Source organism: Microbacterium commune, from assembly GCF_014836945.1.
GTDB lineage: Bacteria > Actinomycetota > Actinomycetes > Actinomycetales > Microbacteriaceae > Microbacterium > Microbacterium commune.
The window spans coordinates 731854-755755 of record NZ_JACSPX010000001.1; the positions used below are offsets into that span (position 1 = coordinate 731854).

19 protein-coding genes and 3 tRNA genes are annotated in these 23902 nt (G+C 70.9%); 3 read left to right on the forward strand and 19 right to left on the reverse strand.

Going from position 1 to position 23902, the window contains the following annotated elements:
• The first annotated feature begins 112 nt into the window (after positions 1–112).
• Positions 113–1108, forward strand: a complete 996-nt coding sequence (locus H9633_RS03360; protein WP_191712090.1) for a PDDEXK family nuclease — start codon at positions 113–115, stop codon at positions 1106–1108.
• A 446-nt stretch (positions 1109–1554) separates the two neighbouring features.
• Here H9633_RS03360 and H9633_RS03365 read toward each other — a convergent pair whose 3' ends face one another.
• Positions 1555–2223, reverse strand: coding sequence for an endonuclease/exonuclease/phosphatase family protein (locus H9633_RS03365; protein WP_071640488.1), 669 nt, complete (start codon positions 2221–2223; stop codon positions 1555–1557).
• A 63-nt stretch (positions 2224–2286) separates the two neighbouring features.
• The gene (gene truA / locus H9633_RS03370) at positions 2287–3135 is read right to left on the reverse strand and encodes a tRNA pseudouridine(38-40) synthase TruA (protein WP_191712091.1); all 849 of its coding nucleotides are present in this window, start codon (positions 3133–3135) and stop codon (positions 2287–2289) included.
• A gap of 204 nt (positions 3136–3339) precedes the next feature.
• Between truA and H9633_RS03375 the strand changes: the two genes are divergently transcribed.
• On the forward strand, positions 3340–4707 hold the full coding sequence (locus H9633_RS03375; RefSeq protein WP_191712092.1) for an HNH endonuclease signature motif containing protein: 1368 nt from the start codon (positions 3340–3342) through the stop codon (positions 4705–4707).
• Positions 4708–4818: 111 nt separating this feature from the next.
• Here the strand turns inward: H9633_RS03375 and H9633_RS03380 are convergent, their stop codons facing one another.
• The 15 genes from H9633_RS03380 to H9633_RS03450 all read right to left on the reverse strand — a co-directional run bounded on the left by H9633_RS03380 (position 4819) and on the right by H9633_RS03450 (position 22378).
• Positions 4819–8166, reverse strand: coding sequence for an ATP-binding protein (locus tag H9633_RS03380; RefSeq protein WP_191712093.1), 3348 nt, complete (start codon positions 8164–8166; stop codon positions 4819–4821).
• Positions 8163–9020 (reverse strand): DUF4194 domain-containing protein, encoded by an 858-nt coding sequence (locus tag H9633_RS03385; protein WP_191712094.1) that lies wholly within the window; start codon positions 9018–9020, stop codon positions 8163–8165. The genes H9633_RS03380 and H9633_RS03385 overlap by 4 nt, the downstream gene beginning before the upstream one ends.
• Positions 9013–10482 carry a DUF3375 domain-containing protein gene (locus H9633_RS03390; RefSeq protein ID WP_191712095.1) on the reverse strand — a complete coding sequence of 490 codons (1470 nt, stop codon included), beginning with the start codon at positions 10480–10482 and terminating at the stop codon, positions 9013–9015. Before H9633_RS03390 ends, H9633_RS03385 begins: the two co-directional genes overlap by 8 nt.
• 94 nt (positions 10483–10576) lie before the next feature.
• Positions 10577–10650, reverse strand: a tRNA-Met gene (locus H9633_RS03395).
• A 32-nt stretch (positions 10651–10682) separates the two neighbouring features.
• Positions 10683–10754: transfer RNA gene (locus H9633_RS03400), tRNA-Thr, on the reverse strand.
• A gap of 66 nt (positions 10755–10820) precedes the next feature.
• Entirely contained in the window at positions 10821–11984 is a 1164-nt protein-coding gene (locus tag H9633_RS03405) for a M23 family metallopeptidase (RefSeq protein WP_318247181.1), read from the reverse strand.
• 280 nt (positions 11985–12264) lie between these two features.
• Positions 12265–13059, reverse strand: coding sequence for an inositol monophosphatase family protein (locus H9633_RS03410; protein WP_191712097.1), 795 nt, complete (start codon positions 13057–13059; stop codon positions 12265–12267).
• Positions 13056–14444 (reverse strand): hypothetical protein, encoded by a 1389-nt coding sequence (locus tag H9633_RS03415; RefSeq protein ID WP_191712098.1) that lies wholly within the window; start codon positions 14442–14444, stop codon positions 13056–13058. Before H9633_RS03415 ends, H9633_RS03410 begins: the two co-directional genes overlap by 4 nt.
• A gap of 73 nt (positions 14445–14517) precedes the next feature.
• Complete coding sequence (locus H9633_RS03420; protein WP_191712099.1) at positions 14518–15327, reverse strand: enoyl-CoA hydratase/isomerase family protein; 810 nt, start codon at positions 15325–15327, stop codon at positions 14518–14520.
• A gap of 283 nt (positions 15328–15610) precedes the next feature.
• Positions 15611–16102 carry an FBP domain-containing protein gene (locus tag H9633_RS03425; RefSeq protein WP_191712100.1) on the reverse strand — a complete coding sequence of 164 codons (492 nt, stop codon included), beginning with the start codon at positions 16100–16102 and terminating at the stop codon, positions 15611–15613.
• 9 nt (positions 16103–16111) lie between these two features.
• Positions 16112–16594 (reverse strand): nucleoside deaminase, encoded by a 483-nt coding sequence (locus H9633_RS03430; RefSeq protein ID WP_191712101.1) that lies wholly within the window; start codon positions 16592–16594, stop codon positions 16112–16114.
• A gap of 13 nt (positions 16595–16607) precedes the next feature.
• The gene (locus H9633_RS03435; protein ID WP_191712102.1) at positions 16608–17300 is read right to left on the reverse strand and encodes an ankyrin repeat domain-containing protein; all 693 of its coding nucleotides are present in this window, start codon (positions 17298–17300) and stop codon (positions 16608–16610) included.
• Between the two features lie 346 nt (positions 17301–17646).
• On the reverse strand, positions 17647–20370 hold the full coding sequence (locus tag H9633_RS03440) for a multicopper oxidase domain-containing protein (RefSeq protein WP_191712103.1): 2724 nt from the start codon (positions 20368–20370) through the stop codon (positions 17647–17649).
• A 23-nt stretch (positions 20371–20393) separates the two neighbouring features.
• On the reverse strand, positions 20394–21512 hold the full coding sequence (locus tag H9633_RS03445) for a hypothetical protein (RefSeq protein ID WP_191712104.1): 1119 nt from the start codon (positions 21510–21512) through the stop codon (positions 20394–20396).
• A 209-nt stretch (positions 21513–21721) separates the two neighbouring features.
• Entirely contained in the window at positions 21722–22378 is a 657-nt protein-coding gene (locus tag H9633_RS03450; protein WP_191712105.1) for a helix-turn-helix transcriptional regulator, read from the reverse strand.
• 59 nt (positions 22379–22437) lie between these two features.
• Between H9633_RS03450 and H9633_RS03455 the strand changes: the two genes are divergently transcribed.
• On the forward strand, positions 22438–22755 hold the full coding sequence (locus H9633_RS03455; protein WP_191712106.1) for a DUF2249 domain-containing protein: 318 nt from the start codon (positions 22438–22440) through the stop codon (positions 22753–22755).
• A gap of 72 nt (positions 22756–22827) precedes the next feature.
• Here the strand turns inward: H9633_RS03455 and H9633_RS03460 are convergent.
• A tRNA-Tyr gene (locus tag H9633_RS03460) sits at positions 22828–22908 on the reverse strand.
• Between the two features lie 86 nt (positions 22909–22994).
• Positions 22995–23900, reverse strand: a complete 906-nt coding sequence (locus H9633_RS03465; protein ID WP_191712107.1) for a PfkB family carbohydrate kinase — start codon at positions 23898–23900, stop codon at positions 22995–22997.
• Positions 23901–23902: the final 2 nt, after the last annotated feature.

The following is a 23902-nucleotide window of genomic DNA, read 5'->3' on the forward strand; positions in this document are numbered from 1 at the left end:
GGCCCGCCCGAGGTGGCGCCCTCATCCTCCACATGCGTCGTCTTCGTCGGCTTCTTCACAGGGCGCGGGGCCAGCAGGCTCGCGAGTCGGAGGTCGGCGCGAGAGTGGATGGATGCCGATCACGCCGAGCCGCCTGCCCACTGAGCTCGGCGTGCATTTCAGCGTCGAGTGTGGGCGCGAGTCGGGCCTGACACGCGGCCGCATGCGAGCAAAGGACCTCGCCCGGCCGTTCCACGGCGCGCGCCGCACGGTCGCCGACATCGCGGCGGAGAAGGTCGCGATCCGCCGCGACACGGAACCGCTCGCCCTCACGCGTGCGAGCACGCGCCTCATGCACTCCAAGGCGCTGTCCTACCTGCAAGTCGCCGCTCCGGGCAGCTTCATCTGCGGCGCGAGCGCCGCCGTGCTGCGCGGCTACCCGGCGACCGCATCGAGCGATCTCGACGTCGCGGTCTTCGCTCCGCGACGGGCGCCGAAGGGGCGCGGCGTCAAGGGACGCGCCATCAGATCGCATCTGGTGGACATCGACGTTATCGACGGCATCCCGGCCTCGTCTCCAGCCAGCACCTGGGCGATGCTCGGTCGCGATCTCAGCGTGCGCAAGCTGGTCATCCTCGGAGATGCCATCGTCAGGGTCCCCCGCGATGACCGAGGCATTCGCCATCCCGAGCGGGCCGGGGCTACGATCGAGCAGTTGCAGGCCGCGGTCGACGCCGGTTCACGAGCCGGGCTGAGGAAGCTGCGAGCCGCGCTGGAGCGGATCCGGGTCGGCTGCTCATCGCCCTTGGAGACCGATTACCGGCTCGATGCCGAGGACGCCGGGCTGCCGGAGCCTGAGCTCGATGTCGAGATTTTCGACGCGCGAGGCCGGAGATTGGGCATCTCGGAGTTCGTCTATCGGCAGTACAGCCTCGTGGTCGAGATCGAGGGCGATCATCACCGCTCGTCGAAGCAGCAGTGGAATCGCGACCTGCAGAAGTACCGGGACTACGCCAGCGCCGGCTGGGAGGTCGTGCGGTTGACCGCGCACGACATCCGCACGACGCGGAGGGCCGCTCGCATCGTCCGCGAGGTGCTCGTTCGGCGGGGCTGGCGTCCCGAACTCTGAGTGGCGCTCGCGGCCCCTCTCACGCTCGCCCCGCGCCGGTGGTGTCTTCCTCCAGTGGGCCGATGTGGCCGCATCCCCACGCGTCGACGCGGCCATATGGGACCACCCCCCACGGGAAGACTGGCTCCACAGCACCCCCGCCCCACACGAGTGGGACCGAACGGGCGCATCCCCACGCGCTGACGCGGCCATATGGGACCATCCGGGCGGGAGGCGAGGACCCCGAGGACCCGCCCCACACGAGTGGGCCCGAATGGGCGCATCCCCACGCGCTGACGCGACCATATGAACCACCCCCGACGGGAAGACTGGCTCCACAGCACCCCCGCCCCACACGAGTGGGCCCGAATGGCCGCATCCCGTGCGCCGACGCGACCATATGGGACCACCCGGCGGGAGGCGAGGACCCCGAGGACACCGAGGACACCGAGGCCCAGAGGCCCGAGTTACGCGGCCTCAGCCGTCACCAGGATCGGGCGGTGATCGCTCGTGGCCTGCGGCAGAGTCGTGATCTTCGAGATGTCGAACCCGACCGAGGTCGCGAAGTCGTAGTGGCCCTTGAACACCCGGTACCGCGTGTACGTGCGGTCGTCGCTGAGGGTGAGGGTGTACCCGTGCTCGCGCACGGTCTGACCGAGGCTCTCCTTGAACACGGGGTAGTTGTAGTCGCCGACCATGAGCACGGGCATCCCGGGTCCGAGCTCCTGCAGGGCATCCAGCGCCGACCTGATCTGGTTGCGACGCAGCGAGTTGAGCGCGGTGAGAGGGGCCGCGTGGAACGACGCGACGATGAGTCCCCGCCCGGCGTCGATGTCGCGCAGCCGCGCCCCGAGCACGCGCTCGTGCGCCGGCTTGAGCACCCGGTCGTGCAGCGATTTCTTCAGCCCGATCGTGCGCACCTCTTCAACCTGGAAGGTGTTGCTGCGCAGATACATCGCAAGACCCAGCCTGTTGCCGCTGGTGGTGTGCACGAGAGACAGCCCCTCGATCGCATCCGGAAGCGCCGCCGTGTCGCATTCCTGCAGGCAGAGGATGTCCGGGTCGTGCTCAGTCACCAAGCCGGTGAGCTCAGTCGCGGCACGGTGCTTGCGAAGGTTGTACGAGATGACTCTCATGTCCGACACGTTACCGCCGGGATCCGAGCGCGCGACGGGGTTGCGCCGCGGGCCCGCACCGCACTAACCGTCGTCGCGGTCGCGTCGGGCGCGGGTCTGCTCGGCGCGGGATGCCAGCAGCTCGTCGGCCGGATATCCGACCTCGGCGAGGGTGAGACCCCTCGCGGGCAGCACTTTGAACGCGCTGGTGCGGGTGAGCTCGTCGCGCAGGCGCGCGACATCGGCAACCTCGAGCTTGCCCTCCCCCACCGCCGTGCACGCGCCGACCAGCGCGCGCACCATGCTGTGGCAGAACGCGTCGGCCTTCACCGCCGCGACGAGCACACCGTCGCGGTCGCGCGTCCAGCGGTAGTCGAGCAGGGTGCGGATCGTCGTCGCCTCCTCGCGCGGCTTGCAGTACGCGGCGAAGTCGTGCAGCCCGATGAGTGTCTGGGCCGCGGCATCCATCCGCTCGACGTCGAGAGCGGCGCGGATGGTCGTCGTGTCGTTGCGGCGCATCGGGTCGTAGCCGACGGTCGCGTCGGCGAGGCGGTAGCTGTACCGTCTCCACACCGCCGAGAAGCGCGCGTCGAACCCGTCCGGCGCGACGCTGGTGCGGGTGACGGTCACGTCGGGATAGCTGCCGAGCACACCCCGGATGCGCCGGGCGAGCGACCCCGCCGGATCCGCGGCGGCCTGCCCGTGGCGCGTCTGCACGCGAGACCACTGCGCGTCGTCGAGATCGACGTGCGCGACCTGATCGGCGGCGTGCACCCCGGCATCCGTCCGCCCGGCCACGACCAGCTGCGCCTCGGAGCCGAGGATGCGTGCGAGCGCCGCCTCGAGCGTGCCCTGCACCGTGCGGAGGCCCGGCTGCTTCGCCCAGCCGCGGAAATGGGTGCCGTCGTAGGCGATGTCGAGGCGGATGCGCACCCGTCCAGCCTAGACGCGAGCCTCGGCCGGGACGGAGCCGGTCGCCGACGCGGCCCCCGGCGAGGAATGTCTGCGGGTCCTGCATATGGTGCGTGATCGACCGTCGCATGCATTCGTATATAGTTACCATAGTTGTGGATAAGTTCTAGACTTTTCTTCGTAGATTTGCTTGACTTGCGGTTGGCCGAGGTTTAGGCTTTTCACATGCCAGCACCAGCCCTGGACCCGTTGCGAGAAGCCGTCACGGCTCTCGCGGGGGTGTGGGCGGATGCCTCGACTGCGGCCGACCTCGACCGGTCAGACCTCGTGGCGGTGACCTGCGCGATCGGGTCGGCGCGTCGGGCACTGGATGCGTTGCAGGCCGACGTCGCTGCGGCCATCGCGCACGAGTCCCGGCCGGAGCTGGGAGCCGATTCGCTGGCGAAACAGCAGGGGTTCCGCAACACCGCCCAGCTCATCGCGACGACGACGGGCACCAGCGCCGGAGATGCCGCCCGGCTGGTGAAGGTCGGGGAGGCGATCGCACCCCGGCAGAACCTGCTCGGCGAGCCCGCTCCGGCGAAATACCCCGCCGTGCAGGCCGCGGTGACCTCCGGCCGCCTGGGCGGGGCAGGGGCGGCACTGATCGTCGAATTCCTCGACCGCGCCCGCATCGGCACCGACAAGACCCTGGTCGCCGACGTCGAACAGCAACTCGTCGAACGGGCGGTGGGACTGTCGCTGGATGACGTGCGCCGACTCGTCACACGCGCCGAAGCCGTACTCGACGCCGACCGGCTCGAAGCGCGAGAAGAAGAACGCCGAGCGCAGCGGTCGCTGAGCATGTTCGAACGAGACGGCATGCTGCACCTGAACCTCATCACCCCCGTCGAAGAAGGCGCACCGATCAAAGCCGCGATCGACGGATACGTCACCGCGCAGTTCCAAGCCCGCAAAGACACTGCGGGGGTCGTGGATGCCGATGGCGCGGATGCCGATCAGCGCACCGTCACCATGATGCGCGCCGACGCCCTCACCCTGTTCTGCGCCCACACGCTCGACTGCGACAGCCGGATGCCCGTGAGCGGCGCCACCGTCATCGTCCGCATCAACGCCGCAGACCTGGAAGCCGGAACCGGCTACGGGACGATCGACGGCATCGACCAACCCCTCTCCGTCACCGCCATCCGCCGCATGGCCGCCGCAGGCGGTGTCATCCCCTGCGTGCTCGACAGCGCCGGGGAGATCCTCGACTGGGGACGCGAGAAACGCCTGTTCACCCGACAACAGAAACTCGCCCTCGTCGACCGAGACGGTGGATGCGCGATGTGCGCACTCCCACCCCACATGACCGAAGCCCACCACATCAACTGGTGGAACCGAGACACCGGACCCACCGACCTCACCAACGGCATCCTGCTCTGCTCCACCTGTCACCACCGCATCCACGACAACGCATGGGACATCCGGATCGAGAACACCGAGGCACGCTCGGGCACCAGGGGACGAGTATGGTTCATCCCCCCACCCCACATCGACCCCACCCGAACACCCCGCCCCGGCGGCAGAGCCCGCTACGACATCGCCGCCTGACCCCGCCTGTGAGACGGGCCAGCGTGCTGTCTCGACCCTGCCTGCCCCCGCACGTGAGACGGACCAGCATGCTGTCTCGGCCCCGCAATCGCCGGCTCAGAAACCGCTCCCTCAGACCGCGACCTTCGGCTTCGCCCACGACCGACCGCGGGTGTCCTTGAGGATCGTGTACTCCACGTCGACGTGCGGCTCGATGGCGCTGTACTTGTCGTTCGGCGCTCCGATCACGAGCTGAAACCCCAGCCCCCGCCACGCGCCGATCGCACGCTTGGTGAAGTGCGCGTCGGCCTTGATCAGCGCCTCGTCCATGAACACCGGCGCGTAGCGCGGACGCGAAGCACCGGCATCCCCCAGCTGATACCGCAGAGCCGCCCCGACGATGAACGCGACCAGCTCCTGCGACTCCCCACCCGACTTCTCGCCGATGTGGTCGTACAGCGCCACGTGCTCGCCCGTCTCGGCGAGCACCCGCTCGGCCGACACCCGCACGTGGTTGCGCACGTCGATCAGCTCGGCGAAGTCGGGAGCGGTGCGGCGCATCCGCCCGATCAGCCGGCTCATCCGCTTGTACGCATGCTCGCGCTCGTCGTCGGTCGACGCTGCCTCGATCAGCCCGCGCACCTCGCGCAGGTCACGGCGGAAGCGCTTGCGCGCCTCGGACTGGTTCTCGCGCGGCGAGATCTGCAGCCGGTGCCTGTCGTCGTAGAACGGCAGATCGCGCATGATGCTGTTGATCGGCTCGATGCGCTCCCTGATCTCGCGCACCGATCGGCTCAGCGTCGAATCGAGGCTGGTCAGGTCGTTGCCCGAGAGCCCGAGCAGACTGTCACGCCACTCGTTCTCGAGCTCGTGCAGGCCGTTCGTCCGCAGCGCGTCCAGGATGCCGAGGAACTCCGGCACCGAGGCATCCGGATCCGGCAGCAGATTGAGGTTCGGCCACCGCTCGAGGAACGACGACATCAGCTGGTGCATCCGCTCGCGCTGCTCGTCGTGCGCTTCGACGGCGGCGCGGCGGTCGGATGCCAGGCGTGCCGCCGCCGACGTCAGAGCGAGGTCGAGCCGTGCGAGCCGATCGGTCGCCGACAGCCCCTCGCCGTCGTCGGACGCCGAGAGCATGAACCGCGCATCGAGGAACGCCGTGTGCGCATCGTCGAGGGTCGTCTCCGCCGCGTCGTCGACGACCCGCTGGCACTCGTCGACGTCGTCGGTCACCGCAGCCCAGCGCTCCTGGGCGTCGGCACGCTGGGCACCGAGCGCGCCGATCTCGTCGCGCAGCATGGCCGCGCGCACCTTGAGGCCCTCGGCCCGCTCACGCAGATCGGCGATCTCGGGATTCGCCGTCGTGACCTCCGCCTCGACGCCCTGCCAGCGCTCGACCTCCGCAGCCAGCGATGCGACGTCGATCTGCTCCCAGGTCAGGTCGTGGATCATCGCGAAGGCCGTCGAGCGCTGCTCGATGGCATCCATCGCCGCCTCCGCGTCGGTCACCGCGGCGGTCGCGGCCGCAGCCTCCGCCTCGAGCGCCGCAGCCTGCTCGTCGAGCGCACGCAGGCGCCGCTCGTTCGAGAAGCCGAGCACGTTCTCGCGTCCGTGCCCGCCGTGGGCGCCGCGGCTGCCCTGCGACATCTGCCCGGCGATCGTGAGCGCCATCGAGTGCGCCCCCAGCTGCGCCGACGAGTCGACGCACACGAACCCGAAGCGCTCGTCGAGGCGCTGCTGCAACCAGCCCGTGAACGGCGTCGGACGGTGGTCGAGGCGCCCGGGCAGGGTCCGCGCGTCGGCGTTCGGCGACTCGGCCAGCCCGATCTGCACGCCCTCGTAGCGCAGCCGGATCGGCAGACGCACCTCGTCGATCGCCGCCCGGAACCGGTCGAGGTGCGCATCGTCGAGCAGCAGCGTCGTGGCGAACCCGCCCAGGGCGAGGTTGAACGCCTCACGCCACGGCTCGAACTCCGTGCGCACCTCGATCAGCTCGCCGACGAACGGCAGGTCGCCGACGTCGAGACCCGCGGCCTCGGCCAGCAGCATGCGCGCCCGGTCGAGAGCGGGAGGGATGCTGCCGCGCAGCCGATCCGCCTCAGCGCGCTCTTCGGCGAGCGCGCGGCGGCGCTTCGCGAGCGCCTGCCTGGCGGACTCGGCCTCGGCGAACGTCGCCCTGGCCTGGCGGCGGGTGGATGCCTCCGACTGCGCGGCGCGGGCGGTCGCCTGCACCTCGGCGAACTCCTCGGCCGTGGCCGCGGACAGTCCCAGCTCGGCAAGCACGGTGTCGAAGCGGTCGCGCTCACGCTGCACCTCGGTGAGGCGCCGCTCGACCGCCCGCAGCTCACGCTGCGCCGTCTCGAGCCGGTCGCCGCCCGACTGGCGCAGCAGGTCGAGCAGGCCGTCGCGCTCGGCTTCGGCGGCGTCGACGAGCGCCTTCTTCTCACGCAGGGTCAGATCGAGCGCGTGGGTGCGCTCGCGCAGCTCGTCCTCGACCTCGCGCAGCAGATCGAGACGGCGCTCGGCCCGCCACAGCGTCGCACGCGAGTCGGGCGAGGCGAAGTCACCCACCTCGTCGATCAGCCGCACCTGCTCAGCGGCTGCCGTGATCCTCTCCCGGATGCCCGGGATCGGCTCCAGCGCGTTCACCTGCTGGCGCGCGGTGATCATGCTCGCCCGAGTGCTCTCGAGCTCGTCGAAGTGCGCGACCACGGCATCCGCCGTCGCCATCGTCTCGGGCTCTTCGAGCACCAGCCGCTTGTACAGGTCGTCGACCGTCGTGATCTGCTGCCCGGCCTGGATGCGCGCGAGCAGGCTCATCGCCTTCGCCCCGGAGCCGGCCGCACCGATACCCAGCACGGCATGCAGGCGGGCGGAGAACTCGCGGTCGGTGGCCAGCGTATCGAGGCCGAGTGCCCGCAGCGCCGAGTCTCCGAGCCGCTGCGACGCCGCCTCTTCGAGGCGCGCGAGGTCGAAGAATGCGTCGGTCGTCGCGCGCACCCGCACGGTGTCTTCCAGGATGCGGGCGCCGGCAGGGATGTACCAGGCACGCAGCGCGGTGAACCGCGAGCCGTCGTGGTCGAGCCACGTCATCGCGATGGCTGTCCAGGTGTCTTCGCCGTCGCCGCGCAGCACACGCAGCCTGGTGCCCTCGTCGGTGCGCGACTCGTCGATCTTGCCGCGGCCGTACGACAGGATGTTGCGCTGCTCGTCGCCTCGAGGGCGCCCGGTGATCCCGCCGTTGGAGGCGCCGTTGAACGGGGTCGTGTGCGGCATCATCAGCGCGATGTACGCGTCCATCAGGGTCGACTTGCCCGATCCCGACCCGCCACACAGCATCGTCGCATTCGGCGAGAAGCGCACCCGGTGCGGGCCGCCGTCGTAGCCGCCCCAGTTGATCAGCTGCAGATCCTCGGCGACCCACTGCTGACCCCGGGAGTCTGCGGGGATCAGCCCGAAGAGCGTGTCGAGCATCGTCACAGCGCTGCCTCCTTCTGGGCGGTGGGCGTCTGGTCGGCCTGGTCGGGGGCGGTCTGGTCGGGGGCGGTCTGCCTCTCGGCGGTTGCGGCTCGGGATGCCTGCTGCGCCGCCTGCTCGCGTAGCCACGCGCGCAGCTCGGCGAGCTTCTCGGCGCTCAGCACGACCTCGACGAGGGAGCTGATCCGGTAGCGACCGAGGGTCTCCTCGTCGATGACGCCCTCGCGGTCGAGCCGGTCGAGCGCGGCGCGGATCGCCTTCTGCTGACGGGCGGTGCTGCCGTCGGCATCCGTCAGATAGCTGAGCACGGTCTGCTCGATGTCTTCGATGTCGATGCGCGGCGCCGGCTCCCCCGCCGCCGACTCGCGCTGGAAGACCGTGCGCAGGTGCACGAGCACGAGCGTCTCGGTGCGGTTGTACGGGGCGTCCTTGAGCAGGATCGGCACCTCGAACTCGTCCGAGCGCACCTGCTGCTTGTACGCCAGGCCACGGCCCAGATCGACGACGAGGCGCAGGTACATGTCGTGCATCCGCGACTCGATGAGCTGCTGATGCTCGAGCAGCAGAGCCCACTCGGCGCGGTTGTCGGCGCTGAGGAACCGCCGCTGCAGCACGTGCACGAGCACGCGCCGCACCTCCGGCTCGAGGGTGCCGCGGTCACCGGGGAACAGCTCGTCGGGGTCGTCCTCCATCGCGACCGGGACGATAAAGGGCGCCTCGGTCTGGTCGCCCGCGCGGTCGTCGGCCTGTTCCGGGATTCCGAACGCCGGTTCCGTGGCATCCGCACCGGCGTTTCCCCTCTCTGAACCGGATGCCGGGCCCGCGGCCGAGCCCGAAGCAGCAATCTCGTCAGTCATCGTCGTCCTCCTCGGCGGCGCGAGCGGTCACCGAGACGAACGCGAAGCGTCTCGTGGTGCCGTCGGGGCGCAGCGTCTCGACGGTCGACAGACCGTCGGTCTCGTTCATGCCGTTGCGGTGCGCGATCTCGAGCAGACCGACCAGGTCCACCGGACGGCGCGTGTCATCGGGGGCGTGGGCGAAGGCATCCGCCAGATCGAACTCGTCGCCGAGACCCGCCACGTACGTCTCGAGCTCGGCGTACCGCGGCCCGCCCCACGAGCGCGAGTCGGCTTCGAGGTACTCGACGTCGTCGGCATCCGTCAGCGGGGCAGGAGCCCCCGGCGGGCGCACGTCGCCGACAGTCTGGCGGAGGCGACCGAGGTCGATGAGAGGCAGGCTGCGCACCGGATCGACGGTCGCGTTCGACGGTGCCGCCTGCGCCCAGTGATGCAGGCCCGAGATGACGTCGCGCAGCAGGTCGTCGATCTGCCTGTCGCGCAGCGGGTCGTGGGTCTTCACCTGGCCGGTGATCACGTGCGAGGCGCGACGCTGCGCGGCGAGCACCTCTTCGACGCCCAGCTCGACGCGTCGGCCGATCGCGTCGAACTCCGCACGCTGGGTCGGGTCAAGGTGACGCGCGAACGGGTGCGCGAGCAGGTCGTGCAGCTGCTCGGCGAGTGCGTCGATGCGCTCCGGGTCGCCGATCAGCCGCAGCGCACCGGCGAAGGCGCGCCCTTCGGGGGTCGACTGCATGACGTCCTTCGCGCGCTGCAGGTACTCGCGCAGCACCTCGCCGGTCGGGCGCTCGTCGCGACGCAGGTGGGCGACGACATCGCGCTGCATCGCCTTGAGCGACTCGGCGACGCGGGTGAAGTCGGCGGGCAGCTCGCGCGCCAGATGCAGGATGTTCTCGGCCTCTTCGTACAGCTCTTCGTCGTCGACGGTGACCGTGCCGCCGGCCTGCACCCGCAGGATCTCGGCGTCGATGGCGTCGCGCTCGGCGGTCAGCCTGGCGATGCGCTTGACGGGGTCGGCCTCGGCCTCGTCCGCTAGCCGTTCGACCGCGTCGAGCAGGGTGCGCACCCGCGAATTCGACACGCGGGTGCGGCCGCCTCCGGTGCGGCCGGTGATCTCGAGCGCCTCGACCGCGTGCGCCGAGAGCCGGTACACCTCGACATCGTCGTCGATCTGCTGCACGAGCCAGCCCTGCTTCGCCCACGTGCGGCACACCTCCCGCCCGCTGCCGGAGGGGATGCGACGGTCGTCGTCGTCGTGGCCCGCCGAGCGCAGTTCGTCGAGCGCCTCGGCGACCTCGGCGTGCGCATCGGCGACGGGCACGGAGGGCCGCTCTGCGGTGAACAGCATCGAAAGCGCCGCGATGACGAAGGGCGCCTGGCGACCGTGAAGCAGCCCCAGCGTCGGCGTTCGGAACGCCGCGAGGGAGCGAGAATATGCCGCCTCGGCACGCGCGCCAGTCACACGCTCCAGTTTATCGGGCGGGCCCGGTGCTCCCGTCCCGACCGTCCCGCGGCCAAACGACAAAACCCCCGGCTTCACCGGGGGTTTCAATCTGTAGCAGGAGCGGGGCTTGAACCCGCGACCTCACGATTATGAGTCGTGCGCTCTCACCAACTGAGCTACCCTGCCGCAGGGCATCCGATCGAAATGCGAATGCTGCGAGCCCCGAGTCAGGATTGAACTGACGACCCCTTCCTTACCATGGAAGTGCTCTGCCACTGAGCTATCGGGGCGTGCCACCCGTTTCCGGGCAACCAGATGAGATTATCACCTCACGGTGTCTCGTGCGAAATCGAGGCCTAGTAGTCGTAACGCCCGGCGTTTCGCTGCATCCACGGCAGCGGATCGACCGTCGAGCCGTTGATGATGATCTCGAAATGCAGGTGCGCGCCGTACGACCGGCCGGTGTTTCCGACGTGCCCGATGACCTGGCCCACGGTGACCTTGTCGCCGGCCTTGACCTGCATCGAGCCGTGCTGCATGTGCGCATAGTGGCTCGTCACCACCTGACCGTCGATGACGTGGTCGATGTAGATCGTCACGCCGTACGCGCCGCCCGACTCGGTGGCGATGCGCACCGTGCCGTCGGCGATGGCCTGGATCGGCGCACCCTCTCCCGGCACGAGGTCGATGCCGGCGTGCAGTCGGCCCCAGCGCTGGCCGTAGGGCGAGCTCATGGCCACGCCGACCTTGAACGGCCACTGGATCGCGGCCTCGGGGTCGTTCGTGTACAGGCTCTCCGAGAACTTGATGCCCTCTTCGGCAGCCACCTGTGCCAGCGAGACCGACGAGTACGAGTCGGACCGGGCGAGTGACTCGTCCTGCACATCGGCGGGTGCGACGAACGCCTGGATCTCTCCCTCGCCGACCTTCGTCGAGGAGGCCGCGGTCGCACCGGCGACGAGCGACGCCGACGCGCCGCCCTGCGTGGCGGCGACGGCCGAGACGGGCAGCGTCATCGACACGGCGATGAGGCCGGCGACGCCCATGACGCCGAGGCTCGCACCGGCGGCGACGAATCGTGAGACCCGCGCACGTCGAGGTGCGACGTGCGGGACGACGACACCCGCAGAAACGGGCTTGTCGGCCACGGGCACCTCATCGACAGACTGGTCGTCGGCGGGGACGTCATCCACCGGAGCGTCATCCACGGGCCGGAAGCCGAAGGCCGCCGATGCCGCGGTGAACGCGTCCTTATCGCTCCCGGTCGCCTCGGTGAGTGCGTCCTTATCGCTCTCGGATGCGGCCGGATCGACGATCTCGGCCGGCTCCTCGCGCACGGCGGGCGCCGGCGCGGTCGAGGCAGCGGATGCCACGGACGCGACGATCTCGGCGATGACTGCCGCGGGTGCGGCGATGACGGACTCAGGCTCGGTGACGCTCTGACCCTCGGCGCTTCCGCTCGCGGCCATCCGCCGCGCGCGACGGCTGCTCGCGGCGGCCGAGACAGCGGCGGCGGTCACGGCTGCAGCGGCGGCGACAGCGGATGCCGAAGAGGGGACGACCTGGTCTGCGTTCGGAGTCGTCGAGTTCGCGGAGACCTCGGTCGCGGTGCGAAGTCGATTCGAACGACGCGTCGGGGCAGCGGCGTTCTCGGTGTGCTCAGGGGGCAAAGCGGATCTCTCGTGTTTCGGGTCAAGCAGATGAGGGCTTGATCACTCTCGTCGTTCGGGCAACGAAAGTAACGATCAGATAAACGATAACGTGCTCAGACTGAAAAAGCCATGAGACCGAACATATCGCTCAGCCGCGCGGTTCGGTGATCAGCTCGCACAGCCGACGGTGGACGTCGGGGCCGCCGGCGACCAGCATGGGCCGGTCGACGCCGGGATCGAGACGGGTCACCACTCCCCCGGCCTCCTCGACCAGGAGGGCTCCGGCGGCGAAGTCCCACGGCTTCAGTCCGCGCTCGAAGAACCCGTCGAGGCGTCCCGCCGCGAGGTAGGCGAGGTCGATCGCCGCTGACCCCATCCGGCGCACGTCGCGGGCCATGGCCATCACGCGCCGGACGGTGGCCAGGTCACCGTCGTGGGTCGACGGGTCGTACCCGAACCCGGTGCCGAGCAGTGCTCCGGCCGGGGTCTCGGTGTTCACCGCCAGGCGCGTGCCGTCGAGCCAGGCGCCCTCGTCGCGAACGGCGGTGAACAGCTCTCCCAGCGCGGGGGCGTACACCGCTGCGGCGAGGTTCTGCCAGCGCTCGGGGTCGGGCTCGCCCTCGACGACGGCGATGCTGATCGAGTACCCGGGGATGCCGTACGCGTAGTTCACGGTGCCGTCGATCGGGTCGACGACCCAGGTGCGTCCACTGGAACCGCGCTCGGCTCCGGTCTCCTCGCCGAGGAATCCGTCATCGGGCAGCTCGACCTGCAGTCGCTCGCGGATCAGCTGCTCGACCTCGCGGTCGGCCTCGGTCACGATGTCGGCGAGCGTGGACTTGGTCGCGGCGAGCGCGACACCCTCGGAGCGTCGCCGTCTCGCCAGGTCGCCGGCTTCGCGCGCGATCTCCGCGGCGAGGGCTCCGAGTTCGACGGCGGTCATCGCTGGCCCTCGCTCTCGTGCGGCTCGGCTGAGCGCGACTCGGCTGAGCGCGGCTCGGCTGAGTGCGGCTCGGCTGAGTGCGGCTCGGCTGAGTGCGGCTCGGCTGAGTGCGGCTCGGCTGAGTGCGGCTCACCGGTGGGCTGCGCAGCCGGGGAGCTCGCGTCCATCGCGGGCGGACCCGGAGGTGCGGGCGGAACCGGGGGAACCGGAGGAAGACCGACGCCCTCGCCGGGAGCGGGGGGTGCAGGCGGAGCCGGCGGAACGTCGGCGCTGACGCCGGGCGCAGGCGGAACCGGCGGAACCGGTGCCGCGGCGTGCGCACCGGCGCCGCCACCGCCCGCCGGCGCAGACTGCGCGGACGGCGCGTTCGCGGCCGGTGGCACGGGCGGCGCAGGTGGTGCCGGTGGCGCAGGAGGAGCCGCGCTCGCACCGGCAGCCGACCCGCCCCCGTGACGCTCGGGAACCCGGGCGAACGGCGCATCGGCATCCCGACTCGACTCGACCCGGGGCGCAACCGGCGCGCCCGCCGGCGCTCCGTGCCCGTACGCGTGAGGCGGGGCCTCGAGGGTCGGGAAGCTCGAGGTCTGCTGCGGCGCGTATGTCGGGCGACCGGTGTAGTACGCGTTGAGGTCCGGGCTGCCGTCGGGCAGCGCGGGCAGCGGCGTGCGACCGTCGGCGTAGGTCGGCCACATCTGCTGCGGGGCGACGGCGGCCGGCTGCGCGGGCCGGGGTGCTCGCGGTGCGAACAGGGCGTTCAGCAGCGGGATCAGTGTGGTGCCGACCGCGGTGAGGATCGCGAGCGCGACCACGATGCGCCAGTACAGATCGTCGTACCGGAACTGATCGGGGAAGGTCAGGTGGAACACCAGCAGAGCGACCAGGCCCGCGAGCATCGCGAACGTGACCATGACGATGACCCGGGTGAACGTCGTGACATACCGACGGGCGGCCTTCGTGAACAGGCGCACGTGCGCGAGCGCGAGCTGAAGGACCGCGATCACGAACAGGAACTGGAAGAACCTCGCTCCGGCCCAGCCGTAGGGCTCCGCGGCGTCGTACGGCAGCCAGATCTTCACCGCGCCGACCAGGAGCACGATGATCCAACTGATCATGCTGGCGAGGGCGAGCCAGTCCGGACGCCGCTCGGCGAGATGCGCTTCGGCGATCGCGACACCCGCGAACAGGGCGAGCAGGAGGATCGTGAGGAACGCCCGCCCGATGATGCCGTCCTGATCGCCGACGAGCACCCAGACCACGCAGACGAGAGCGGCGGCGATCAGCGCTCCGATGGCGATCCAGATCGCGCCGCGCAGCAGTTTCGACGACATCGGCTGGTGCGCATCGGCATTCGCCGGATGCTCGGCTGACGGTGTGACGTCGGACATGGTGAGATCCTCCCGGTCGGTGGTCTCATCCTCGCATGCGCCCGTCAGTACGATCGGATGCTGTGGATAAGCCTCAGCGCCGGCGCGAGGCGGCCGCGAATCCGGCGATGCGCGCCTGCGCGTCCGCCGTGTCGAACGCCGCGCCGATGGAGTCGGCCTCGGCGTTCAGCTGCTCCTCGAAGGAGCGCGCCGGCTGCGAGCGCACCAGGCGCTTCGCCTGCCCGTACGCGGCGGAGGCGCCCGCCAGCCAGAACCGCGCGACCTGCTCGGCGCGCTCGCGCACGGCATCCGCCTCGGCCTCCGGATCAGCCCCGCTCGCGTCGGCCGGGCCTGCCACCCGCTCGGCGACGAGGCCCCATTCGACGGCTTCGTCGGCTGACAGCATCCGGTCCTGCAGCAGCAGCTGCAGCGCTCGACGCTCGCCGACGGCGCGTGCGAGCTGCGCCGAGACCGACAGGTCGGGCGTAAGTCCGATGTTCGCGTAGCGGCTGCCGATCGTCGAGCTCGCACCGACGACCGCGTAGTCGCTGCACATCAGGATGCCCAGGCCCCCGCCCGCCGTCGTGCCATGGGCGGCGGCGACGACGGGGATGGCGGAGGTGGTCAGCGACAGGATGCCGGCGTTGATCACCTGCGCCAGGGCGGTGATCTCGTGCCCGCCGGACATGCTCGTCGACATGGCGCGTACGTCGCCGCCGGCGCAGAAGGCGCGGCCGCGTCCTTCGATGAGGACGGCGCCGACATCGTCGCGGCCCACCGCCTCGGCCGTGGCGTCGCGCCAGGCGTGCGCGAGATCGGCGTCGAAGGCGTTCAGGCTCGCGGGACGATTGAGCGTGAGCCTGGCGAGGCCCCCGTCGATCGTGAGCAGAAGCGGCTCGGTCATGGCTCTCCTTTGATGCACAGGACGGGGTTCCAGACTACCTGGTACTGAGCGTCATCCTTGCGGGAGCCGCAGCCGCTGCGAGGTCACTTCGGTACGCTCACGGCCCGGAAACCGTACGAACCTGACCCCGCACGCCCGGGATGCGACCCGCACCACTGCCCGCAGTGCCGCCCGCCGCACCGCCCCTGCGCGCACGGCCGCGCATGCCAGGTCACTTCGGTACGCGCATCGGCTCGAAAGCGTACGAAAGTGACCCGGCACCGACGCGACCCCGCCGGCGGGGTCAGTCCTCCGACAGGACGCGCACCACGAAGTCCTCCATGCGGTGCTTCGTGCCGTCGAGCCGCTGATCGATCTGGCCGGGCGCGCGCACCTCGCTCGGTGCCAGCGGATGCGCGAGTCGCACGTTGTCGTGGCACGACAGGTCGGCGCAGATGTACGTGCCCGCGCTGTCGCCGCGCCGGCCCTTCGCTCCACCGCGCCGCGCCGTCAGCAGCGCCACCTGGTTGCCCGGCTGCATGGTGCGGCAGATGTTGCACATGCCCGAGCGCACCCGCGCCGGGTCGGTGGAGCGCAGCACGATGCCCATCGGATGCCCGTCGTGCTCGACGACCACGACCGCGCGACGGCTCGATTCAGGGTCGCGCCAGGCGAGGAAGTCGATGTAGTCCCAGTCGGTCAGGATGAAGTCGTGGGGCATCCCGATCTGCTCGATCTCATCGGCATCGGCGTTCCTGATCGCCTCGCGGACCTGGGTCTCGGTGAGTGGTCGCATCGATCCAGTCTAGGAAGACCGACGCTCCGCGAGGCGCCACTGCAGCTCCTTGACCTCGTCGACGAGGTCGTCTGCGGGACCATCGACCGGGATGCCGGGAGCGACCGTCCGGATCGGCAGCGCGGCCACGGGCCCGGGCTCGAGTCCCCATTCCGCATGCCACCGCGACAGCTGGGCCGATGACGTCGCGTACACGATGCGTCCGAGGCCCACCCAGGCGTGCGCGGCCGAGCACATCGGGCAGTGCTCCCCCGAGGTGTACACCGTGGCATCCGCCCGCTCCTGCGGAGACAGGTGGGCCGCCGCCCACCGCGCGATCTCGAACTCGGGATGCCGGGTGTGGTCACCGCCCGCGACGCGATTGCGGTCCTCGAAGAGCACGTCCCCGTCAGCCGAGACGATCAGCGAGCCGAACGGCTCATCGCCGGCGTCGAGCGCCTCGCGGGCCAGCTCGACGCAGCGGCGCAGGTGGGTCAGGTCTGTGGCGTCCATGGCATCCACCCTCTCATCCGGCGGCGTCGATCACCGCGACGATCTCGTCGTGGCCGTGCTCGAGAGCCAGCTCGCGCGAGGTGCGTCCCTCCCGGTCGGTGATGTCGGGGTCGGCGCCGGCCTCGAGCAGCAGCCCCACGGTCTCGACCTGGGCGGGCCCGCCGTCGTTGAGCACGATCGCCTCGTGCATGGCGGTCCAGCCGAGGTCGTTCACATGGTCGACGGGAACACCCGCCGCGATCAGGATCTTCACCGTGCTCACGTGCCCGTGCTCGCTGGCGGGAATCAGCGCCGTGCCGCCGTAGCGGTTGGTGCTGGTGACGTCGGCTCCGGCGGCGATCGTGAGGGTGAGGATCTCGTCGAGCCCCTCGGCTCCGGCGTACAGGAACGCGGAGTCCTGGATGGCGTCCTTCGCGTTCACGTCCGCGCCGGCGTCGATGAGCGCCCGGGCGATCGGCGGGAGGTTCTTCTTCGTGGCCTCGACGAGCGGCGTCGCGTTCTTCTCACCGCCGCGGTCTTCGAGCGTCGCGCCGTCTTCGATCGCGCGGGCTGTGGCGTCGGGATCCTCCGCCTCGATCGCCGCCCAGAGCGCAGCCGTCGCGCGCTCCGTCGCGTCGGGCGGGGAGGAGTCGGATGCCGGGGCGCACCCGACCAGGCTGCCGAAGGTGAACGCGGCCGCTGCCGCGACCAGTGCCGTGCGAATCATGGTGCCTCCTCGGATCAAGGGAAGCGTAGGCCACCGGCCTGTGACCACCGAAAACCGGGGCGGGGCGGGTCCGGCCTGTTCTGCGCGCGCGACACTTCGGGGGCCGACACTCCAGATGTCGGACCGATCATGGGGAAACGGCCGACCGGTGGAGTGTCGGCCCCCGATTCGTCAGCGCCCCGCGCGACCGGCCTGTCCTGTGCCCGTCACACTTCGGGGGCCGACACTCCAGATGTCGGACCGATCACGGGGAAACGGCCGACCGGTGGAGTGTCGGCCCCCGATTCGTCAGCCACCCCGCGCGACCGGCCGGCGAGCGGCGAGCGGCGGGCGGCGGGCGGTGCGGCTATTCGTCCACCGCGAACACGCCGTGCGCGCCGCGCTCGGCATCGACCATGAGGTGCGAGACGAACGGGTACGTGCCGGCCTCGGGAAAGGCGAGCTCGACGAAGCCGCCCTGGGCCGGCTGCAGCGCCAGCGCCTGCGAACCGGTGTCGGTCGCGTGGTCCAGCAGATACGCGCCCTCGGCCCACACCGTGTCGAACTGGCCTCCGATCACGTGGAAGCTGCTGGGGCGCTCGATACCGGCATCCAGAACCCAGATGCGCACCCGCTCACCGACCCGCGCCGGCAGCGGCGCGTGGTCGTACTGGTTCGCGTACCCGTTGAAGGTGACGAGGTCGGGGTTGCGCGTCGCGATGCGGTCGGGGTCGACCGTGCCCCCGTCGTGGTCGCCGAGATAGTACTCGCCCTGCACGAGCACGTAGCTGCGGTCGACGGCAGGCAGCCCTGCGGGCTCGATCACCACGGCGCCGTACATGCCGTTGGCGATGTGCGTGCTCATGGGCATGGTCGAGCAGTGGTACATCCAGATCCCGGCGCGCGTGGCGGTGAACGTGTACGTCAGGCTCTTGCCGGGCGGGATGGTGCGCATCGGCCGGTCCGGCGCGAGCGAGCCGGCGTGGAAGTCGATGGAGTGACCCATCGTGCCCTTGTTCTCGAGCGTGATGACGAACCGGTCGCCGACCCTGCCGTGCAGCACAGGCCCCGGCGCGGTGCCGTTGTACGTCCACAGCGTCTGGGTCACGCCCGGCGCGACCTCGCGCTTCTCGTCGCGGACGGTGAGGGTCAGCTCGCGGGTGATCGGGGAATCGGATGCCGGAAGCGCGGGCAACTCGGCATCGATCGGGTCGAAGCCGGGGCCGGGCTCTGCCATGAGGTCGGGAGCGGTCGACGACCCGGTGGCCGTGCCGCCGCCCATGTGGCCCATGCCGTGCGCACCGGCATCCGGACTCGCACCGGCATCCGGACTCTCACCGGAGGCGGCTTCAGAGCCGGTCGCGACGATCTGCAGAGTCATGCCCATCTGCCGATGCCCGAGGATCGAGCACCAGCCGTCAAGATCCGCTGTTATCACGCCGACGTCGATGGTCTCCTTCTCGCCGGGTGCCAGGCGGCCACCGGCGATGCCGTTGGCGAACACCAGATCGTGCACCTGCTCCTCGTCGGTGTTGGTCACCTCGATCACCAGCCGGGTGCCCGCGGGCACCTCGATGCGGTCGGGAGTGAAGCGCATGTTCGCCGCCTCGACCTGCACGGTCTGCACCGGAGCATCCGCCGCCCCGACCGGAGCCGCACTCCAGCCGAGCCCGACCGGATCGGCCGCCGCGAGGCCCGCCGCGACGAGGACGACCGACAGCAGACCCGCGACCGCCTGCCCCGAACGGCGTCCCGGCTGCTGCTCGCCCTCCGGCACGATCGGCCCGTGCCTGCGCGGCAGACCGCCGTCGGGCCGGCCGCCGTCGGGCAGACCGGCCGCGGGCTGGCCGGCCGCGCGCCGGCCGCCGTCGGGCCGGCCGATCGCGGGCAGACCCCCGTCGGGCAGACCGGCCGCCGCCTTCGCCCGTCGCTGCGTGCGCATCGCGCGCCACATCACCACGAGGAACGACGCCATCGCCACCAGGTACATGATCGATGCGGCCACGCGCATCAGGCTCGACACCGGCAGCGCGCAGACGGCGAGCGCAGCGTTGGCGACGGTGACGCGCAGAATCCCTGCCGCGTCGAATCCGGCCGTGCCGACGCGCACGGGTGTGGGGCCTCCGCCGAGCACGACGGGCACGAGATAGCTCAGCGCGCCGACGAGCACCTGCACCGCGAATCCCGCGGCGAGATAGGGCACGACCTGACCGAAGAGCGCGTCGAGCGCCTCGAAGCCGCCGCCGTCGACAGCGGCGACGATCGCGCCGACGGCTACCGCGGCGACGGCACCCGCCCACCACAGCATGGCGGCTGCCACCGACAGGGCGGCGAAGCTGCGTGGCACCTTCTGACGCGCCGCGCGGACCAGCGAGAAGAAGATGATGCCGAGCCCCGCGAGGTACGCGCCGAGCCCGGCAGCGACGGCGAGCAGCTGCTCGAGGGCGGCACCGGTGGCCGCGATCACGACGGCCCCGGCGAGGACGGGCAGGGCGCGGGATGCCCCGGCCGCAGCCCCCTCATCGGCCCGGGTGCGCAGGATGGTGGGCCACAGTGTGACGACCGTGCCTGCGACCGTGAGGCCGATCCAGCCCAGCACGTTGATCAGGGCGTGGGCGACGACGAGGTTCGACGCGGCATCGCCGCGGGCGAGCCACGCGCCGAGGGCGGCGCCGATCGTGAGCAGCGCCGCGGAGGCGATGTAGTACCGGATGGTGCGACCGAACCGGCCCGGCATGCTGCCGCGCATGCGGCGCACCAGCGTCACCGCGTGCCAGGTGACCGCCACGATCAGCGCCGCGGCGCCCGCCACGGTGACCGCCCAGATGCCGCTCAGCACGCCGGTGATCACGAGCGCGGCGGCACCGTTCGACAGGATCAGCCGGATGCTCTGGCGCCGGCGGTCAACGTCGGTCGCCGCGCGGCGCAGCAGCGCGAACGAGAAGTACTGACTCCACACGAGGATCGCGTGCGTGACGGCGCCGAGCAGCAGCAGGTGGATCATGAGCCAGCCGGGCATGGGCAGCGCGCGGTGCGCGAGAGCGGCGATCACCGTGAGCAGCAGCCACAGCACCGTAGGAATGTCGCGCATAGGCCAGAATCCGCGGTTCTTCGTCATCGTGCGCCTCCCTCACGTGCGGCGGCATCGCCGGATGCGGGTGCTGCGACCGCGGGAGCCTTGCTCCGCACCGCGCCGCCCAGCACCGCACTGCCCACCGCCGTCAGCACGAAGAGCAGCAGAGCGATGACGCCGAGGACTCCCCCGATGCGCCACGCCACCGGCATCCCGAGCCCGTCGCCGAACCAGACCCGCACGACGAGCGCCACCTGCAGCAGCGCGATCGGCGCCCAGAACGCGGGGCGGTACGGCAGGGCGATGCGCAGCACGGCGGGCAGGATCGTCGTAGCGTGCGCCATGATCATCGAGAACGTGTGGCCGAGGAAGATCGCGTGGATCACGGCGTCGTAGGCGGGTTGCGCCTGCGGCGCTCCGAGCAGCAGCACCAGCCCGGCGACCGCGAGCCAGACGTACCCGGCGAGGATGCACGCGGCCATGTACCGCGTCACGCCCGTCGCCCGGATCGTGCGGCGCGCGACGTCGTGCGCGACCAGCCAGCCGGTCAGTGAGAGCAGGCCGAGACCGAGCGCGATGGCCCCGGCGTCGGGGAAGACGAGCCCGATGACGAGCGCCGCGGTGACCGCCCAGCCGTGCACGAGAAGCCTGACGCCGGCCTGCGGACCCATCGTGATGCGCGCGAGCTCGACGCGTTCGGCGGCGATGGTCAGCACGAGGAACCCGATCAGCCACGGGATCACGCGCGTCATCGCGTCTTGTCCGATCCAGATCAGCGCTCCCACCAGCGCGAGACCCGCTGCGAGCAGCTGGGTGAGCAGGGCGTGGTCGTACTGTCGGCGCCACAGCGGGATGTAGAGCAGGAGGAAGGATGCCGCGCCCGCGGCCAGCACGATCTTCGCGACGACCAGCGGCACGGCCGGCACGACGAGCAGCATGCCGCCGACGCCGAGCAGGGCCGGCGCGACGTAGCCGAGCGGGCGCGCGAGAGCGGTGGCCCGTTCGAGGCTGATCAGCGTGCCCACGAAGCCGAGCACGAGCAGCATGCCGTGCACGGCGGGCAGGCGCTCGGCGGTGACCGGCGCCGGCAGGCCGAGCAGCAGCAGGCCCGCGTCGAGTCCGGCGAGCAGGGCGAGGCCGGCCGGCAGCATCCACACCATCCGGAACCCGGGTCGGCGGCCGCGTGCCGCGGGTCGGCGTCCGCGTGCCGCGCTGTGCGAACCGCGTGCCGCGCTGTGTGAGAAACCCCGCTCTGCCTGGGAAACCACACGCGGGGCGGTGGCTCTCGCAGAATCTGGTTTCTCGACGGCCGGGCGCGAGGCCGGCGAGCTTGGGGCGGCCGGGCGCGAGGCGGCCGGGCGCGGGGTGGTCATGATGCTGTCCGCAGGTGCAGGGCGCAGGCGCCGTCGGCCTGGAACGGCAGCAGCGTGGCATCCGCCGTCGCATCGCGGGAGCGCAGGATGCCGGCGATCATCCCCTCGTGCACCGCGCAGACCACCTCGGCTCGGCGAGCCGCGGCCGACAGCAGCGGGCAGCGGTGCAGCCGGATCCCGTCGCCGTCGTCGACCGGCGCGAAGCCCTGCTCGCGCATCACGTCGATGACCATCGTGCGGGCTGCGGCCGCGGCATCCGGATGCTGGGCAGCGATCTCCGCCCCCCACCGTTCACCCGACGCCCGGGCCTCGCCCACCGGATCGGCGGCGACGCGGGTGAGCGTGTCGGCGAGCGTGAGCGCGAGCCCGGCGTAGGGACTCACGGTGTCGGCGGGTGGTGCCTGCCACCGCCAGCCCGGGCGCCCGCGGCCCTGCACCTCGGCGCGGACCCGGCGCAGGCGTCCTTCCTGGCGCAGGCGCTCGAGGTGCTCGCGGACGGTGTTCTCGTGCAGTCGGGTGGCGGCGACGATGTCGGAGGTGGATGCCGAGGTGCGCGACTCCACCTCGCGGAGGATCCGCTCGCGGGTCGACGAGTGCCGGCCGCCGTCGCCGAGGCGCGCACGCTTTTCTCCGGCCGTCTGTGCATTTTCCACGGTATCCAGTGTAATAAAATCAGCCAGGTAGCCACACCCTCGCAGAGACGGAGAAAATCATGGGAAGCATCGAGATCCACCGGTCACGCTCGGAGGCCACGACGCAGATGCCCGGCGGAACCGGATGCGCCTGCGGCGGGCACGACGAAGAGCTGCCCGAGCTCGACGCGCAGGCCATCCCGCACGCGGTGCGCCATGCGGCGATCTTCGGGGCGATCGAGTCGCTTAAGCCCGGGGCCGCCCTCGTGATCTCGGCGACGCACGACCCGGTGCCGCTGCTGACCCAGCTGCGTGGCAAGCACGGCGACACCTTCCACACCCGCTACCTCGACGAGGGCCCCGAGCGCTGGCGCATTCTCGTGCGCCACGTCGGCTGAGCCGGCGTCACCGCGGTCAGCAGCTCCGGAACGACGAAGGCCCTCGCGATGCGAGGGCCTTCGGTCAGTGTGTGGCAAGTGAGGGATTCGAACCCCCGAAGCTTACGCGGCTGATTTACAGTCAGCTCCCTTTGGCCGCTCGGGCAACTTGCCAGTGCACACCCGTCCGGCTTTCTCAGCCAACCGGGGGCGCGAAGATCAAGCATACCGGTCACCGGCGACGGTGAGAAATCGAGAGATCAGCTGCCGAACACGCCGCGCTCCGCCTCCTGCAGCGATTCCAGCGTGCGCAGCAGACCGCCCTCCGCGCGGCAGGTCGCGGCGGCGATGAGCATCGCGTCATCGAGCAGCTGCTGCCACTCGGCATCCGTCCTGGGCTCGCCCTGCGACAGCCCGGCGGCGACGGCCGCGAGCGTCGCATCGCCCGCGCCCACGGTGTCGACCACCGGCCCGGGAAGCGACGCGATCGGGGCGCGGAAGACACCCGCGTCGGTCTCGAGCACCGCGCCGGCGGCACCCGCCGTGGCGAGCACCGCGCCCGCGCCGAGCCGCCGAAGACGGCCACGCAGCGCATCGATATCACCGTCGTAGAGCAGGGTCGCGTCATCGGCGCCCACCTTCACCAGCTCCGCCCTGGCGGCGAGGAGCTCGAACCCGCGCACGAACTCCGCGACATCGCCCATCATGCCGCTGCGAGGGTTCGGATCGACGGCGATGCGGGCATCCTGCAGGGCGTCGACCAGCGCATCCACCTCGTCCGGCCGATCGAACGGGAAGCAGCTGATGGCGACGACATCGGCAGTCGAGATCGCCTCACGCGCCTCGTCGCCGTACCGGATGCTGCGGCCGCGGGCCGCCTCGTTGAAGGCGTACTGCGGTTCGCCGGCGGATGACCACGTCACCACCGCCCTCGACGACCCGAGCGGAGCGGGGCTGTCGATCAGCCGCACCCCGTAGTCGCGCAGGTACTCACGGATGTGCTGGCCCGCCTCGTCGTCGCCGACCATCGCGATCAGGGTCGTCTCCACGCCCAGCCGGCACAGGCCGACGGCGACGTTCAGAGCGGCTCCCCCGACCAGCTCCCGCACGCCGGACGCATCACGGATCTCATCGATCAGGGCGTCCCCGATCACCACAGCAGTCATTC